This window comes from Pseudochrobactrum sp. B5, from assembly GCF_001939785.1.
Lineage (GTDB): Bacteria > Pseudomonadota > Alphaproteobacteria > Rhizobiales > Rhizobiaceae > Pseudochrobactrum > Pseudochrobactrum saccharolyticum.
Genome location: NZ_MOYL01000005.1, coordinates 136217 through 153344 on the forward strand (window position 1 = coordinate 136217; position 17128 = coordinate 153344).

The 17128-nt window shown below is 53.1% G+C and carries 15 protein-coding genes; 9 read left to right on the forward strand and 6 right to left on the reverse strand.

The window, feature by feature from the left end; genetic code table 11:
• Nucleotides 1-42 precede the first annotated feature (42 nt).
• Nucleotides 43-942, reverse strand: coding sequence for a LysR family transcriptional regulator (locus BKD14_RS14820; protein ID WP_075657026.1), 900 nt, complete (start codon nt 940-942; stop codon nt 43-45).
• A 148-nt stretch (nt 943-1090) separates the two neighbouring features.
• On the opposite strand from BKD14_RS14820, the gene pbpC reads away from it, so the two are divergent.
• The 4 genes from pbpC (at nt 1091) to BKD14_RS14840 (ending at nt 6372) form a co-directional block, all read left to right on the forward strand.
• Entirely contained in the window at nt 1091-3163 is a 2073-nt protein-coding gene (gene pbpC / locus BKD14_RS14825; protein WP_075657160.1) for a penicillin-binding protein 1C, read from the forward strand.
• 355 nt (nt 3164-3518) lie between these two features.
• On the forward strand, nt 3519-4370 hold the full coding sequence (locus tag BKD14_RS14830; protein ID WP_116088857.1) for a MetQ/NlpA family ABC transporter substrate-binding protein: 852 nt from the start codon (nt 3519-3521) through the stop codon (nt 4368-4370).
• Nucleotides 4371-4628: 258 nt separating this feature from the next.
• Nucleotides 4629-5726: a methionine ABC transporter ATP-binding protein gene (locus tag BKD14_RS14835; RefSeq protein WP_075657027.1), complete on the forward strand. Its 1098-nt coding sequence runs from the start codon at nt 4629-4631 to the stop codon at nt 5724-5726.
• Complete coding sequence (locus BKD14_RS14840; protein WP_028234010.1) at nt 5707-6372, forward strand: methionine ABC transporter permease; 666 nt, start codon at nt 5707-5709, stop codon at nt 6370-6372. Before BKD14_RS14835 ends, BKD14_RS14840 begins: the two co-directional genes overlap by 20 nt.
• Nucleotides 6373-6543: 171 nt before the next feature.
• Here BKD14_RS14840 and BKD14_RS14845 read toward each other — a convergent pair whose 3' ends face one another.
• The 3 genes from BKD14_RS14845 to rpsU form a co-directional block, all read right to left on the reverse strand.
• Entirely contained in the window at nt 6544-6954 is a 411-nt protein-coding gene (locus BKD14_RS14845; protein ID WP_075657162.1) for a VOC family protein, read from the reverse strand.
• 102 nt (nt 6955-7056) lie between these two features.
• A complete protein-coding gene (locus tag BKD14_RS14850) occupies nt 7057-7914 on the reverse strand; it encodes a tetratricopeptide repeat protein (RefSeq protein WP_022712515.1) in 858 nt (285 codons plus the stop codon).
• A gap of 416 nt (nt 7915-8330) precedes the next feature.
• Nucleotides 8331-8561 (reverse strand): 30S ribosomal protein S21, encoded by a 231-nt coding sequence (gene rpsU / locus BKD14_RS14855; RefSeq protein ID WP_022712514.1) that lies wholly within the window; start codon nt 8559-8561, stop codon nt 8331-8333.
• Nucleotides 8562-9109: 548 nt separating this feature from the next.
• On the opposite strand from rpsU, the gene BKD14_RS14860 reads away from it, so the two are divergent.
• From BKD14_RS14860 to BKD14_RS14880, 5 genes are all read left to right on the forward strand, one after another.
• Complete coding sequence (locus BKD14_RS14860; RefSeq protein WP_075657028.1) at nt 9110-10363, forward strand: sarcosine oxidase subunit beta family protein; 1254 nt, start codon at nt 9110-9112, stop codon at nt 10361-10363.
• A gap of 16 nt (nt 10364-10379) precedes the next feature.
• Nucleotides 10380-10706, forward strand: coding sequence for a sarcosine oxidase subunit delta (locus BKD14_RS14865; RefSeq protein ID WP_022712512.1), 327 nt, complete (start codon nt 10380-10382; stop codon nt 10704-10706).
• Entirely contained in the window at nt 10703-13696 is a 2994-nt protein-coding gene (locus BKD14_RS14870; protein ID WP_075657029.1) for a sarcosine oxidase subunit alpha, read from the forward strand. Before BKD14_RS14865 ends, BKD14_RS14870 begins: the two co-directional genes overlap by 4 nt.
• Nucleotides 13689-14246, forward strand: coding sequence for a sarcosine oxidase subunit gamma (locus BKD14_RS14875; RefSeq protein WP_075657030.1), 558 nt, complete (start codon nt 13689-13691; stop codon nt 14244-14246). Before BKD14_RS14870 ends, BKD14_RS14875 begins: the two co-directional genes overlap by 8 nt.
• Nucleotides 14247-14429: 183 nt before the next feature.
• Complete coding sequence (locus BKD14_RS14880) at nt 14430-15596, forward strand: alpha/beta hydrolase (protein WP_075657163.1); 1167 nt, start codon at nt 14430-14432, stop codon at nt 15594-15596.
• 134 nt (nt 15597-15730) lie between these two features.
• Here BKD14_RS14880 and BKD14_RS14885 read toward each other — a convergent pair whose 3' ends face one another.
• A complete protein-coding gene (locus BKD14_RS14885) occupies nt 15731-16201 on the reverse strand; it encodes a MaoC family dehydratase (RefSeq protein WP_022712508.1) in 471 nt (156 codons plus the stop codon).
• A gap of 31 nt (nt 16202-16232) precedes the next feature.
• Nucleotides 16233-16901 (reverse strand): HAD family phosphatase, encoded by a 669-nt coding sequence (locus tag BKD14_RS14890; RefSeq protein ID WP_028234005.1) that lies wholly within the window; start codon nt 16899-16901, stop codon nt 16233-16235.
• Nucleotides 16902-17128: the final 227 nt, after the last annotated feature.

A 17128-nucleotide genomic window follows, 5' to 3' on the forward strand; every position in this document is an offset into this window, starting at 1 on the left:
TGATTCAATAGGGCAAAACCGTCAGTCAATAGAAAAAACCTATCAAGTGAGTGGCATCATAATGCGCGACAATGCTCTTGCTTCATGCAGCAGAGCCGCAATCAGCGGTGTGTGCGGTTCACGCTGCGCGGCAATCAGCCCGACACTATGGCTGGCCTGCGGCTCAACAATCGGAATAGAGCGGATCGGCTCGCTAAAGCCCAGAATCTGGGAAAGATTGAGCGGCATAATGCTCGCCCATTTGCCTGTACGGATGTGAGAAAACAGCACAATCATGGAATTGGATTCCAGCGTCGGCTGCACGGTTACTCCCGCCTGCGCCAGATGCTGATTGATAATCCGGCGGTTCTGCATATCGCTTGTCAGCAGACAGAGCGGTAAACTGCCGACTTCCGCCCATGTGACATTTTCACGCTCCGAAAACCGGCTGCCGACCGATGTAATCAGCTGATAGCTCTCACGATAAATCGGCACCGCTGTCACTTTTCCCAGCGGTTCATTGTCCAGATAGCTGATTCCGGCATCAATATCGAAATTGTCCAGCGCCGCCAGCACTTCAACAGACGTGCGGGAAATGATCGTGAAAGTCACATCGGGATGCTTCTCGCGGAACGGTGTTGTCAGTTGCGAGACCATCGCCAGTGCGGTGGGAATTGCCGCAATACGGATATGTCCGCCAAGGCCGAAACGCGCTGCCCGCATTTCCTCTTTCATCGTGCGTGCATCACCGACAATGCGCCTTGCCCATTCCAGCACACGCTGCCCTTCCGGTGTCAGCCCCTGAAAGCGCGAGCCGCGCTGCACCAGCATCACCCCCAGCATATCTTCAAGCTGGCGGATACCGGCAGAAAGCGTTGGCTGGGTAATGCCGCAATCTTCTGCCGCTTTGCCGAAGTGTTTTTCCCGCGCAAGCGCAATGAAATATTCCAGCTTGTCGATCATGGTGTTCCCCGTTATTTTCTGCCCTGTTATATGCAATAATATAAGAGCGGTACAATCAACCGCTCAGAATTATGCCTGCGGATACAGGCGGAGACAGCTTTTGGCCGAGACCCAGCCCCTTAAAAAACCGCGCTTGCATAAGACGCTCATGGTCTTGAGCGGTACTGCAATCGCTCTGGCTGTGACATGGGCCAGTCTGGAAATTCTTGACAAGGCTTTTCCGCCACCGCTGGAAGTGGTCAGCCAGACATCCAAAGAAGTGATGGATCGCGACGGCAATCTGCTGCGTGCCTTTGCTATTCCGTCCGGCCACTGGCGGCTCGCTACCACCCATAAAGATGTCGATCCGCAATTCATCGAAATGCTGATTGCCTATGAGGATCAGCGTTTTCGCGACCATGGTGGTATTGATCCCCGCGCAATGGGGCGTGCAGCCATACAGCTTGCCAGCCACGGGCGCATTATCTCCGGCGGTTCCACTCTGTCGATGCAGGTTGCCCGTCTGATTGAACCGCGCACGGAGCGTTCCTTTATTGCCAAGTTCCGCCAGATGCTGCGCGCCGTGCAAATCGAACGCCGCCTGTCGAAAGAAGAAATCCTTGATGCTTATCTGACGCTTGCACCCTTTGGCGGCAATCTTGAAGGTATCCGTGCCGCGAGCCTTGCCTATTTCGGCAAGGAACCGCGCAGGCTCACAACCTCAGAAGCCGCTCTACTGATTGCCCTGCCGCAATTGCCCGAGCGCCGTCGTCCCGACCGCTATCCTGACAATGCCCGTGCCGCCCGTGACCGTGTGCTGAACCGCTTGGCGGTAGTGTCGCTGATCGGCAATGACGAGGCCGACCGTGCCGCACATCTGGCTGTTCCGAAACGCCGCTTGGCCATGCCGGCCCTTGCCCCGCATGTCAGCGAAACCGCTTTGCGTAAAGATAGCCAAGCCAATGTGCATCATGTGACGCTCAAGCGTTCCGTGCAGCAGGCACTGGAAACCGTGGCAATGGATTCCGCCAAGCGCCTCGGGCCTAAAATCTCCGTGGCCATGGTCATGGCCGATGCTGTGACCGGTGAGATTATCGGTGAAGTCGGCTCCTCGGATTATTTTGATTCCAGCCGTTCCGGCTGGATTGATATGACCAATGTGCAGCGCTCCCCCGGCTCCGCGCTGAAACCCTTCATCTTCGGGCTGGCTTTTGAAGACGGTCTGGTGATGCAGGAAACCATTATCGAAGACCGGCCAACCAATTTCTCCGGCTATCGCCCGCGCAATTTTGATATGAGCTATCAGGGCGATGTGACGGTACGTGAGGCGCTGCAACTCTCGCTCAATGTGCCGTCCGTGCGCCTGCTCGACAGTGTCGGTGCCACACGCCTGATGGTGCGGATGCGCCGCGCAGATATTAAAACCACATTGCCACCGGGGGAAACACCGGGTCTGGCTATTGGTCTTGGCGGGCTTGGCATCAGCCTCAAGGATCTGGTGCAACTTTACACCGGCCTTTCCAATCGCGGTAAAACCGCCGTCATTTCCAATGGCGTGGATGACCGGATAAAAGATGACAAAAGTGCAACCTCCGGTGAGCCGCTGCTGCAACCCGCAGCCGCATGGCAGGTGGCCGATGTGCTGGCAGGCGTTAAACCGCCGTTGGGGTCACTCCAGCGCGGTCTCGCCTATAAAACCGGCACCAGCTACGGCTATCGCGATGCATGGTCGGTTGGTTTTGATGGCCGTTATGTGCTGGGTGTCTGGGTTGGCCGTGCCGATAATGGCGCCGTGCCGGGTTTGAGCGGTTATGGCTCCGCCGCACCGATCCTGTTTGAAGCTTTTTCCAAATCCGGTGTCGGCTTTACCCCACTTGCAGCCCCACCGGTCGGTACAATGCGGCTACGCCAATCCGAGCTGCCGGTATCGTTGCGGCGCTTTACACCCTATCTCGCACCACTAGTCAGTGCGTCCGTGCGGGAATCCGCACCGCAAATCCTGTTTCCGCCGGAAGGTGCGCGGGTTGAGCTGACCAACCAGCCTGACGGCACCACCGCACCGCTGGCATTGAAAATGCAGGGCGGCCGTGCACCGTTCATCTGGCTGGCCAATGGCAAGCCGCTGGATAAAGCCTCCCGCAAGCGCTCCGGCCTCTGGCAGCCCGATGGTGCAGGCTATTCCACACTGACCGTGATTGACGCGGTTGGCCGTGCCGCCAGTGTGCGCGTATTCATCGATTAAACCCAAACTTATATCCGCATCTCATAACGCCCGCCATGCGCCACGCATAGCGGGCGTTTTTATGTGATGAATTTCGATTCCGCACAGCTGCAACTTATTACCAAACGCACAATGCTAAATATAAACATATATTTATCTGCGATAGTTTTATTCGTGATTTAGCAAAATTACGCAAAAATATTCTAATAAAACTTAATTCGTAGACGAAACTTCCTTGTTATCGCACACCATTCTGTGAAGAATATGCTCACACAATCCGCCTGCCTCCGTTTGAGAGAAAACAGGTATGAGATTTGTGAGGCAAAACCGTTAAGCGAGACACCGCTTAATGACCAAAATTATAAGGAAAACAGCAATGTCGTTGTCAGATATCGCCCGCGTCAAAACCTTAATTTCGCGCCGCACCGGCATGAAAATGATGCTGCTTTCCGCTGTTGCCATGAGCGTTGCATTTGCTGCACCTCTGTCGGTTCAGGCACAGGACACAACTATCAAAGTCGGCATCATGGGTGGTGAAGACGAAGATGTGTGGAAAGTTGTTGCTGAACAGGCTGCAAAAGAAGGCCTCAAAATCGAAACCGTCATTTTCAACGATTACACCCAGCCGAATGAAGCGCTGGAGCGTAAAGAGATTAATGCCAATGCGTTTCAGCATGAGCCATATCTGAATGAGCAGATCAAACAGCACGGCTATAAAATTTCCGTTGCCGGTTACACTGCCCTCTGGCCAATTGGTATTTATTCCCGCAAAGTTGAAAAGCTGGAAGATCTGAAAGAAGGCGCAATCGTCGGCGTTCCGAATGATCCGACCAATGAAGGCCGTGCCCTGCGCGTTCTCGAAAGCAAAGGTCTGATCAAACTCAATCCGGATGCAGGCATTCTTGCAACTCCGATTGATATTGTTGAGAATCCGAAAAAGCTTGAAATCAAAGAACTGGATGCCGGTGTTGTCGGTCTTTCCATTGATGATCTCGATGCAGCCATCGTCAACAATAACTGGGCAGCCAAATCCGGTCTGGATCCTGTGAAGGATGCTATCGGCTGGGAAGCAAAAGAAAACAATCCTTACCGCAACTTCATTGCCATCCGCACTGAAGACAAGGATGCAGCATGGGTGAAACCGCTTGTTGCAGCTTTCCAGAACGAGCCGGTGAAAGCAGAACTCGACCGTGCGTATAAGAGCACAGGTATTCCTGCCTGGGAATAAGAGCTGTCAAACCAAGCTTAAACCGCGCATAGTAACGGTCCGGATTTATCCGGACCGTTTTGCACTCTGAGCATTGCCATTTTGCTCCGTTATTATTGCCTCAATTTAAAGAAAGAGCTCGAGCATTTTCATTTTAAATTAACTCTTTGAAAATGCTCTATCTACTTGTTTTTACGCGCATCTTTTCCGAAAACCGCTTCGCATTTTTCGGGATGCGCTCCAGAGGATAAAGTGAATACTTCAGTTTCAACAAAGAATATGCAGCAAAAGCTGCCTTCCGCATCCGGTCAGCCTCCCGTGACCGGTGACGAAGTTGTCAAACTTTCCAATATTAAACGTATGTTCGGCACAACACCTGCCGTGGATGATATTTCTCTCTCGGTTCAGCGCGGTGAAATTCTCGGTATTATCGGCCGCAGCGGCGCGGGCAAATCGACACTGATCCGCTGCCTCAATGGTCTGGAACGGCCGGATAGCGGCTCGGTCATCATTGAAGGTCAGGAAATCACCGGTCTCACTGAAAGCCAGTTGCAGCCGGTGCGCCGCCGTATCGGCATGATTTTCCAGCATTTCAATCTGATGTCGGCCAAAACCGTGGCGCAGAATATTGCCCTGCCGCTCAAAATTGCCGGCATTGCCAAACCGGAACGCCACAAAATCGTTGCTGAATTGCTGGAACTGGTCGGCCTGTCAGAGCGCGCGCAGCATTATCCGGCACAGCTTTCCGGTGGCCAGAAGCAGCGCGTCGGCATTGCCCGTGCGCTTGCAGCCAAACCGAGCCTGCTTTTGTCGGATGAGGCAACCTCCGCTCTCGATCCGGAAACCACCCAGTCTATTCTGGCACTGCTGAAAGACATCAATCAGAAACTCGGCCTGACCATTCTGCTGATTACCCATGAAATGGATGTCATCCGCAAAATTGCAGACCGTGTGATTGTGCTGGATCACGGGCATATTGCCGAAGAAGGCCCAGTCTGGGAAGTTTTTGCACGCCCGAAGGCCGATACGACCAAAAGCCTGCTGAAAATGCTGACCCCTGCACTGCCGGACAGCATTGCCGCACAGCTGACGCAGAACCCGCAATCAGCTTCAGAAGCGATTGTCCGTCTGCGCATCTCCGGTGAATCTGCACGCAGACCGCTGATCAATGATATTGCCGTCGCTTCCGGTCTCAATGCACGCCTCGTTCATGGCGGCATTGATACGATTCAGGGAGAACCGGTCGGCACATTATTCCTTGGCCTCCCCGCCCATGACCAGACAGCTTTGCAAAAGGCTGTCGGTTTTCTGAAGACAATTTGTGATGAAACGGAGGTTGCCGGATATGTTTCAGTTCCTGACACCCGCAATGCTTGATCTGCTCTGGCGTTCGTTAGGCGAAACTCTGATTATGACGGGTTTCTCCAGCTTCTTCACATTGCTCTTCGGCCTGCCGCTTGGTCTGCTGCTGATCCTGACAGACCGTAACGGCCTGCTTCAGAATATTCCGGTCAACCGTGTTATCGGCGCGATCGTCAATGCGTTCCGTTCGGTACCATTCATTATTCTGCTGGTTGCCCTCATCCCGTTCACACGCCTGATTATGGGCACTGCACTGGGCACATGGGCTTCCATCGTGCCGCTGTCGATTGCCGCTATCCCTTATTATGCCCGTATGGCTGAAGTATCACTGCGTGAAGTTGACCACGGCCTGATTGAAGCTGCCCGCTCCATGGGTGCAAGCCGCTGGACGATCATTAAAGAAGTGCTGATACCGGAATCCATGCCGGGTCTGATCGCAGGCTTTACAGTTACCATCGTCACGCTGATCGGTGCATCCGCAATGGCCGGTGCGATTGGCGCAGGCGGTCTCGGCGACCTTGCTATCCGCTATGGCTATCAGCGTTTCAACTATCCGATCATGGCCGCTGTTGTTGCCGTTCTGATCGTGTTTGTCTGCCTGATCCAGTGGATCGGTGACAGGCTGGTACAAAAAGTCGATAAACGCGTTGTTAAACGCTAGAGCATTTCCAGCAAAAGTGCGCAGCGCCTTCGCAGGGAAATCAGTTCACTGGACTGATTTCCTTTCCTGCTTCGATGCGTAGGATAATGCGAGAAAATAAAATTTAGAGCGGCTCCGTTCTAAATAAAAAAGGCCGGTGAAAACCGGCCTTTTCTTTATCTCTTTGTCAAGTCAGCCGTGTTTCTCATGAACACCGACTTCAACCGTATTACCGTCCGGATCAAAAACCAGAGCCGCGAAATAACCCATCTCCTTCGGCCCCTGATAGGACGGTGCACTGCTTTCCCGTCCGCCGGATCTGAGTGCAGCCTGATGAAAAGCCTCAACCTGCTCATGACTTTTGGCGCTGAATTTAAGGTGTAAATGCTGACCCGGCTGTGATGCAGAATCTGCACCATTTGCAGATTTTGCCGCAACAATCCGCAAGAACGGCAGAGGACTGCGGGCATTCCCGCTGACAAAAAACAAATTATCCGCCGTCTGCAACACCCTAAGCTCCAGTGCAGCCATGCTGCCGGAGTAAAACTGATAGGATGCCGGAATATCCCGGCTCTCAAAGCCGATATGGTCGAATAAAGACATAGCCAATAATATAGAGAGCTTCAGAAATAAGAAAAGAGCCGCCGGATACTGAATCCTGCGGCTCTTTAACTTGCTATGCTCTGCCTATTTAGGTCTGAACAATTACCGTGTACGGCTCAGACCATCCTTGGCAGGCTTATATTGCGGATCAAGCTGCACCGCGCGGGCATAGGACGCCGCTGCACGTTTCTTGTCACCGCGATGCTCATAGACCAGCGCCTGATTGGCCCAGCTTTCGGCAATCTTGTCATCCAGCCCGATAGCCGTATTGAAGTCATCAAAGGCATTGTCATAATCGCCGAGCGCTGCATAGGAAATACCGCGGCCATTATAAGGCTCCGGCGCATTCGACTGCAGGGAAGCCGCGGCAGAGAAATCCTCAATCGCCTGTTTGTGCTGACCGCGTGCCTGATAGATCAGACCACGATTGTGGTAAGCGCGGCCATCGGTGGTATCCAGCTGGATTGCGCGGTTGAAATCCGTCATCGCTTCATCCAGACGTCCTGCCTGACGATAGACATTACCGCGCCCGATATAGGCTGCATCATATTGCGGATTGATCTGAATGGCGCGACCATAATCCTGCACAGCCGCCGCATCATTTTTCAGATAGCGCTGGATCAGCGCACGATTGGCATAGGCCTGATAATAATTCGGATCGAGCTGGATCGCCGTATCAAAATCCTTCATCGCCTCGCGATAGCGCCCTGCTTTACCATAGGCTGAGCCGCGCACATTATAGCTTTCAGGATTACGCGGATTGCTCTGAATGACAGTTGTCAGCGAACCGATATTCTCGCTGGAACCCTGCGCAAGATCAACCGGCGTAAGCATGGAATTGGAAGTGCTCTGACAGCCCGCCAAAGCCAGAACTGCACAGGATGCTGCAACCAGCAAACCTTTATTCAAAGAAAGGCGCTGTTCACGCAAAGTCAATTTCACACTTGCCAAAGATCCCATTCGCGCACTCCTCAAAAGCAGTCTTGTGGCCTGAGATTCCGGCCTGTGCTCTGCACAGTATCTGACGGAAAATGGTAAGACTGCATATATTTTATGACATGCCAATGCACTCAGCCCATACAGAAAAAGGCGGAAGTGAATACTCACCCCACCTTAAAGCTGTTTTCCAGCGATGCAAACATATCTGTATGGTCAACTTTTACAATAAAGCTTCATATTACATCAGTTTTCAAAAACCGGCATAATAAGCCTGAAAAGCTGGCCTGAACGCAAAGCAAAACGCATGACCCTGAGATCATGCGCTGCTTAATCAGTATATCTGATCAGAAACGACGCAGCCTGTAGCCACGCGTTCAGTCTAATTAACCGGTCGCCAAACGACCCGTTAATTAGCGGGCCGCTACGCGACTTGTTACTTAACGAGCCGCTACGCGGCCGCCGCCTACCAGACCTTCACGCTGTGCGCGCTTACGAGCCAGCTTGCGTGCACGGCGAACGGCTTCAGCCTTTTCGCGGGCGCGCTTTTCAGATGGCTTTTCATAATGACCGCGCATTTTCATTTCGCGGAAAATACCTTCACGCTGCATCTTTTTCTTAAGAGCGCGGAGAGCCTGATCAACATTATTATCGCGTACGAGTACCTGCACGTGTAATCCCGTTCCGTTTCGGTTAGATTTTTCAGTTTAGCCTGAAGGCACCGGTGAGCCCCGAAGAAAAAACAGTCTGGCAGTTCCGGTGAAGGAGCCGTCTTATGGCTGAGAAATCTTAAGACTTCGCAACGGCCTTCCGATGCAAATTCGAGTGCCGTTTAACAGTATCCGGCGCGATTGTCCACACAGAATCCATAACACAGCGCCCGATCAGGCCTTATCAACCTCATTATTACAGTTTTAACCGTAAAAATCACGTTTTATTTGCATTTTTCTTTGCGGACATTGCATTGGTTTTAATCTGCAAATGCAAAATTTACCCCGTATTTCACAGAGATTCTCTGTCGCTTTTTCCGCTAATTTTCATGCGGAATGAAGTGAGTCCTTCGCGCTGACATCCCGCCGCGATGCGAGAGCTTTTCAGCAAACAAAAACCGCATGATACGCCAAAACCCGTCGCAAAATGGCAAAGTCAGTGTCGGCATATGGTTTAACTTTAAACCAACAGGCGGAAAAAATCTTCCGCGCCCAGATAAGGGGACATTATGCGTAAGTTTTCAGTATTTGCAGTTGCCCGTGAAGCACTGCGCGGAAATAAAGGTTGGGAGCCGCAATGGGCTTCGCCGGAACCGCGTGCCAGCTATGATGTGATTATTGTCGGCGGCGGCGGCCACGGTCTGGGTGCCGCCTATTATCTGGCCAAAGAACACGGCATCACCAATATTGCAGTACTGGAAAAAGGCTGGATCGGTGGCGGCAATACCGGCCGTAACACCACTATCATCCGCTCCAACTATCTCTATGAAGAGAGCATGAATATCTATGAGCATTCGCTCAAGATGTGGGAGAACCTGTCACAGGATCTCAACTACAATGTGATGTTCTCGCCGCGTGGCGTGCTGATGCTGTCGCATAATATCCATGACAAGCAATCCTTCAGCCGTCACATCAATGCCAACCGTCTCTATGGCATCGACAATGAATGGCTGACACCGGAACAGGCCAAAGCCTATTGCCCGCCGCTGAATATTTCGCAAAATTCCCGCTATCCGATCAATGGCGCAGCCTTGCAACGCCGCGGCGGCGTTGCCCGTCACGATGCAGTGGCATGGGGCTATGCCCGCGCAGCTTCTGATCGCGGTGTGCATATTATCCAGAATTGTGAAGTGCTCGGCATTCGTCGTAATGCGGACGGCAGTGTCAGCGGTGTTGAGACCAATCGCGGCTTTATCGGCGCCAAGAAAATCGGCGTTTCCGCTTCCGGTCACTCCTCGGTCATCATGAATATGGCTGATGTGCGCGTACCATTGCAAAGCTCCCCGTTGCAGGCACTGGTTTCTGAACCGATGAAGCCGATTGTGCCATGCGTGGTCATGTCCAATGCGGTTCATGCCTACATTTCTCAGTCGGATAAGGGCGAGTTTGTTATCGGCGCCGGTACCGACCAGTATAATTCCTATTCGCAGACAGGCGGCTTGCAGATCATCACCCATACACTGGATGCGATCTGTGAATTGTTCCCGATGTTCCGTCGCGTAAAAATGATGCGTCAATGGGGCGGTGTGACTGACAACACCGTCGATCGCGCACCGATCCAGAGCAAAACCCCTGTACCGAACTTGTTCGTCAATGCAGGCTGGGGCACCGGCGGCTTCAAGGCAACGCCGGGTTCCGCCCATTTGTTCGCCCATCTGATCGCCCGTGGCGAACCGCACCCGCTGGCCGCAGGCTTTACGCTTGATCGTTTCCGCACCGGTCGTCTGATCGACGAAGCCGCCGCCGCCGCTGTTGCGCACTAAATAAGGATAGCCAATCATGTTACTGATCCATTGTCCTTATTGCGGCGAAGACCGCTCGGAACTGGAGTTCCGCAGCGCTCATGATGCCCATATTGCCCGCCCGACCAATATAACCGAGCTTTCGGACGAGGAATTCGTTGAGTTTCTCTATTGGCGCGACAATCCCAAAGGTGTGATCTTTGAGCGCTGGCGGCATATTCACGGCTGCGGCCGCTTCTTCAATGCGGCACGCGACACTGTGAGCGACAAGTTCCTGCTCACCTATAAAGCCGGAGAGCCGAAACCGGATCTGAGCCAAATCGTACAGACGAAAAGTGTTGCGGCCAAGGAGAGTGGTAAATGAGCGGCTCAAAACGCATACCTGGCAAAGGCCGTCTGACCCCGGCGAAAACCGCCCGTTTCACCTTTGACGGCAAGACTTATACAGCATTGGCAGGTGATACTGTCGCCTCGGCTCTGCTTGCCCATGATATTCACCTGATCGGACGTTCGTTCAAATATCATCGTCCGCGCGGTTTTCTGTCCGCAGGGCCGGAAGAGCCGAATGCTCTGCTGGATATTTCCCGCGACAAAGCCCATCGCCAGCCGAATGTGCGTGCAACCGTGCAGGAAGTTTTCGACGGCATGTATTCAGAATCGCAGAACCGCTGGCCGTCTTTGTCTTTCGATATCGGCGCAGTGAATGATCTGTTTTCGCCTTTCTTCGGTGCAGGCTTCTATTACAAGACTTTCATGTGGCCGAGAAAGGCGTGGGAGAAGGTCTATGAGCCGATCATCCGCCGCGCCGCAGGTCTGGGCGTTACACCAACCGAACCTGACCCTGACCGTTATGCAGGCCGCTATGAGCATTGTGATGTGCTGGTTGTCGGCGCAGGCGTGGCGGGTTTAAGTGCTGCGCTCGCTGCCGCACGCACCGGTGCCAAAGTCATTCTCTGTGACGAACAGCCTGAGGTCGGCGGTGCCCTGCATCATGAAAACGGCACAAAGATCAATGGTCAGGATGGTTTTGCATGGGCGCAGATCACTGCGGCTGAACTCAATGCCATGCCGAATGTGCGTGTCCTCACCCGCACCACTGCTTTCGGTTACTATAACCATAATTTTGTGGCTCTGGCAGAACGGGTTACAGACCATGTTGCCTTGCCTGAGAAGAACACCGCGCGTGAGCGCCTGTGGCAGGTGCGTGCCAAACGCGTGATCCTCGCGAACGGTTCGATTGAACGCCATATGGTATTTGCCAATAATGACCGTCCGGGTGTAATGCTGGCTTCGGCTGCCCGCACTTATCTCAATCATTTCGGCGTGGCTGTCGGCTCGCATGTTGGTGTCTTCACCGCCCATGACAGTGCCTATGAAGCCGCCTTTGATCTGAAAAATGCAGGCGTTGATATTCCGGTGATTGTCGATGCCCGCGCTCATCCGGGTGAAGCCGTGCTTACCGAGGCCCGCCGTTTGAACATTCCGGTTCTGACCAATCATTGTGTGCTGAGTGTTGGCGGCAAGCTGCGGGTCAAGTCCATGACTGTTGCCACCAATGGCGCGAAATCAGGCCGCAAATATACGATTGATGCGCTGATCACCTCCTCCGGCTGGACGCCATCGGTGCATTTATTCTCGCAATCACGCGGTAAGCTGCGCTTTGATGATGCCAAACAGCGCTTCCTGCCGGATGTTTACGCACAGGACTGCATCTGCGTCGGCACCTGTAACGGCACCGACGATTTGCAGGCAGCAATTGATGAGGCCGTTGCAGCAGGCACATCTGCCGGTACTGCAACCGGCGGCAAGGCATTAGCAACCACCACTGTCAGTGCAACAACAGCCTATAGCTGGAGCGGCGGCATGGTCGGCACCACAGCCGGTGCAGGCCCTGACAGCAATGTGAAGGCGTTTATCGACTTTCAACATGATGTTTGCGCCAAGGACATCCGCAATGCCGTGCGCGAAGGTATGCACTCTATCGAGCATATCAAACGCTTTACCACCAATGGTATGGCATCCGATCAGGGTAAAATGTCCAATATGCACGGGCTGGCGATTGCCTCGGAAGCGCTCAACAAGCCAATCCCGCAGGTCGGTCTCACCACCTTCCGCCAGCCTTATACGCCGGTGACGTTCGGCACACTCATCAACTCGTCCCGCGATCATCTGTTTGATCCGGCGCGTCAGACTGCGCTGCATCATTTTGAGGCTCAGAACGGCGCGGTTTATGAGGATGTCGGCAACTGGAAACGCGCATGGTATTATCCGCAGGCCGGTGAAACCATGCATGATGCGGTGTCCCGCGAATGTAAAACTGTTCGCGAAGTCGCTGGTATTTTCGATGCTTCCACCTTGGGTAAAATTGAAGTTGTCGGCCCTGATGCCGCTGAGTTCCTCAATCTGATGTATACAAACGCATGGGATACGCTGAAACCGGGTCGCTGCCGCTACGGCATCATGACCGGTGAAGACGGTTTCGTGATGGATGACGGTGTGGTCGGTCGTATGGCACATGACCGCTTCCACGTCACTACAACAACCGGCGGTGCACCGCGTGTCCTCAACCATATGGAGGATTATCTCCAGACCGAGTTCCCGCATCTCAATGTCTGGCTGACCTCCACAACGGAACAATGGGCGGTGATTGCCGTTCAGGGGCCGAAAGCCCGTGAGATTATCGCGCCATTTGTTGAAGGCATTGACATTTCCAATGAGGCCTTCCCGCATATGAGTGTGGCGGAAGGTAAATTCTGCGGTGTACCGACCCGCCTGTTCCGTATGTCCTTTACCGGTGAGTTGGGCTTTGAAATCAACGTCCCTGCCGATTACGGTCAGTCTGTGCTGGAAGCCGTCTGGGAGCGTGCGAAGGCCATAGGCGCCTGCCTCTACGGCACGGAAACCATGCATGTTCTGCGTGCTGAAAAAGGCTATATCATTGTCGGTCAGGACACAGACGGCACTCTGACCCCGCATGATGCAGCGGTTGGCTGGGCAGTTTCCAAGAAGAAAACCGACTTCGTTGGCATCCGTGGTATGCGCCGCCCTGATCTGGTGGCGGAAGGCCGCAAACAACTGGTCGGCCTGCTGACCAAAAATCCGAACACAGTGCTGGAAGAAGGCGCGCAGATCGTTGCCGATCCGAACCAGCCAAAACCGATGAAAATGCTCGGTCACGTCACCTCTTCCTATTGGTCATCCAATCTCGGGCGCTCCATTGCCATGGCTGTGGTGCATGACGGATTTAATCTGCACGGCAAGACCCTGTTCGTGCCGATGCTGGATCGTGTGATTGAAGTTGAAGTAACCGGCCCCGTCTTTATTGACGAAAAGGGAGAGCGCCTGCATGTCTAACTCCGAAGCAAGCGCACAGCGCATCACAGTTCTGGGCAACAACCGCGCCGGTAATGGTTCAGTACAGATCATTCCAGCTGAACCGGCGGAACGCATTTCGCTGCGCGCCCGCGCCAATGATGTTACAGCACTGTCCAAAGCCCTTGGCGTCACCCTACCGCAAAAACCGAAACACAGTGCCACCAAAGGCACGCGCTCGGCATTGTGGCTTGGCCCTGACGAATGGCTGGTGATTGATACCGGCGGACAATCACCTTTTGCGGATTTGCAAGGCGTTGAAACCTTGCATGCCGCAACCGATGTATCCCACCGCAATATCGGCATCATCATTTCCGGTGAAGGCGCAGAGGCAACAATCAATGTGGGCTGTCCGCAGGATTTGTCGCTGGCCGTTTTTCCGGTCGGCGCAGCCTCCCGCACGATTTTCGGCAAGGCTGAGATCGTACTTTGGCGCTTGTCTGAAACAGAATTCCGGCTGGAATGCTGGCGCTCCTTCGGCACCTATGTTTTCGGCTTGCTGAGCGAAGGGGCATTGGACGCAGCCGTCTGACGATAACCTCAACGTCCTGAAACTGTCATAATTACACTTTAAGCACCGCGTCTTCTAAAAGGCGCGGTACTTTTATTTTGAGCAAGCATAATAGCTTTAATGTGATTGTTCATTTACAGCAGACCGCACTAAAGCATCTTCTGCGCCGTATTGCCCTCTTCTGTTTTGACAAGCACCATTTTCATGACCATTAAAAAACGTCTCATCATTAATTTCACAGGTTATGAAGGGCTGCACCCTAAGGCAGTGCGCGTGCGTCATCGCAAAATTATGAGCGATTTTGACAAGCTGTGGGGCACAAAAACCAGCCTGTCTCCGATGGCCGATGCAGATCACGGCAGCGGCACCATGCAGGTGACAGCCAAAGGCGAGAACTGGGAAACACAAAGCGAATTCTGCCAGTTCGGTACCGCAGATATTTTTGATGAATATGCAGCACGATCCCTGCCACACCGTCTGTTCACCGGCAGCCGCGCTTTTCTGAATATTCTCTTCACCGGCACCTTATGGCGTTATGGCCGCACCAGTTGGCGGTTTGTGATGTTTTTCATGTGGCCGTTTCTGATGGTGCTGGCCATGCTGGCCTTAACGCTCGGCATCACAGCAGCGCCGGTACTGGCCGGTTTCTCACCACTGCATATGCTCTGGTCGCTGCCGCTGGCTCTCGGTATTTGCTACGCACTGATACGGGCGCTGGATGAAAAACTTTTCATCTCCTATCTGCTCGACGACTGGTCAGCCGCCTATGACCGGATTTATGACAAGAGTTCCAGTCTGCGCCAGCGCAAACAGATTTTTGCCCAGATGTTGACAGAAAAACTGCGCAGCAGTGAGGCTGATGAAGTCATCATTATGGGGCACAGTCTCGGCACTGTACCGGCGATTGAAGCGCTGGCTGAAGTCTGGCGCACCGAGCCGGAACTCCTGCGTAAACAGCCGGTCTCTTTGCTTGCTGCCGGCTCCTGCTTGCTGATGATTGCTCTGCATCCGCGCGCTAAAGCCTTGCGCGAGGATGTAAGTGTATTACTGAACGATAGTCCGGTTTTCTGGGCTGAATTTCAGGCGCTGACGGATATCATCCATTTTTACAATTCAGAGCCTGCCAAAGCACTGAAAATTCAGACGAACAATCCGCCGCTGATCCAGCATATCCGGTTCAAACATATTCACTCTCCTGTCCGCTACAAACAGGCCAAGGGCAATTTCTTCAAAATGCATTTGCTGTTTATTTCAGGCAGCCAGAAGAAGAACGCCTATGATATCGGCATGTTCCTGCACGGGCCTTTCGCGCTCAAAACCCTGCTGACCGATTACCCCGATCAGCCTGCACCGCTGGATACATTACACTAAAACGGCACTGCCTCGTTTCTGGTCAGCACGAGGCGAAAATGGTGTTCTTCGAGAACCGAAACGGAGCGTACTAAAGTACGTGAGTATCGGAAGCGCAGAAAAACGCCATTTGCAGCCCGTTCTGGCCGGAAACTTCACTCAGCAGGTGGGACGACAGCGATGGTCAGCCACCGCGCTGTGAGAGCCGGTTTGACCATACCTTCCACTTCCAGTGTCACATCATAATGATTGACCACACGGCCGGAAGGACGGATATCCGCATCAGCCAGTTTGAAACGGGCGCGGACGCGGGTTCCGGTTTTGACCGGCGACATGAAACGCACACTGTCAAAACCGTAATTGATGCCCATGGTTGCGCCCTGCAGCATCGGCAGTGCTTCAAAAGCCAAAGTCGAGAGCAATGAAAGCGTCAGAAAACCATGGGCGATTGTACCGCCGAAAGGTGTTTCCGCCGCACGAACCGGATCCACATGGATATATTGATGATCATCCGTTGCATCGGCAAACTGGTTGATCATTTCCTGTGTGACCACACGCCACTCGGAGCAGCCGATTTCTGTGCCGATCGCTTCACGCAGCTGATCCAGAGTGATCGCATCTTTCATTGCTATAGACCTTTATGATGGATTCGCACTTTCAGAGAATGTTATTCTCTATCTCTTTCCAGCTGCTATAAACCGCTTTTGCACCTTTTTCCAAAAGCTTTTCCGTGTGCCCGGCATAAGTATGCCCGCCGCCGGTATAACCGATTGCTGTCATACCTGCGGCAACAGCCCCCTCCACACCAAATGGTGAATCTTCAAACACCACACAACGTGCCGGATCAGCACCGAATTTCTCTGCGGCAAACAGGAACAAGTCCGGTGCCGGTTTACCGCGCTTGACCATAGTGGATGAATACAGAGCGCCATCGAATGCATTAATCAGACCGGTTTTTTCCAGACTGAAAGCAATACGCTGCGGTGAGGAAGACGAGGCCACACAACTGCGGGTCTTCAGGCGTTCCAGAACACCGGCAATACCGTCACAAGGCTGCAAGGCTTCAGAAAATACCCGATGTGTTTCCGGCCAGATATCATCCTGCGCTGCATCCGGCAGATAATGGCCGGTGAGGTCACCAATCAGGCGAATAATATCCGCCTGCTTCATTCCTACACCCTTGGCTACCGTACCGTCAGGAATCGGCATATTATGACGGGCATAAACATTATGGAAAGCCAGCGCAGCCAGCGGTTCGCTGTCGACCAGCACACCGTCACAGTCAAAAATCACGAGATCCCAGTTATTATTGGTTACGCTGTCCAGCACTTTGAACTCCTGCTCTGTCATGCCGCACGGATGCAGCCCCTTAGTAATTGATATTTAATCTAGAGCGGTTTACGCACATGTTAAACTATAGTGATCGCTCTAGCTTTTTTAGTAATCGCATTATCACGGCCATCAAGTTGTTCCAACTTGACTGTGAAATGCTCAGGTCTTTTATAACTGTCATTATCAGGCGGGTTATTCTCCCGCAAAACACTATCTCCGGA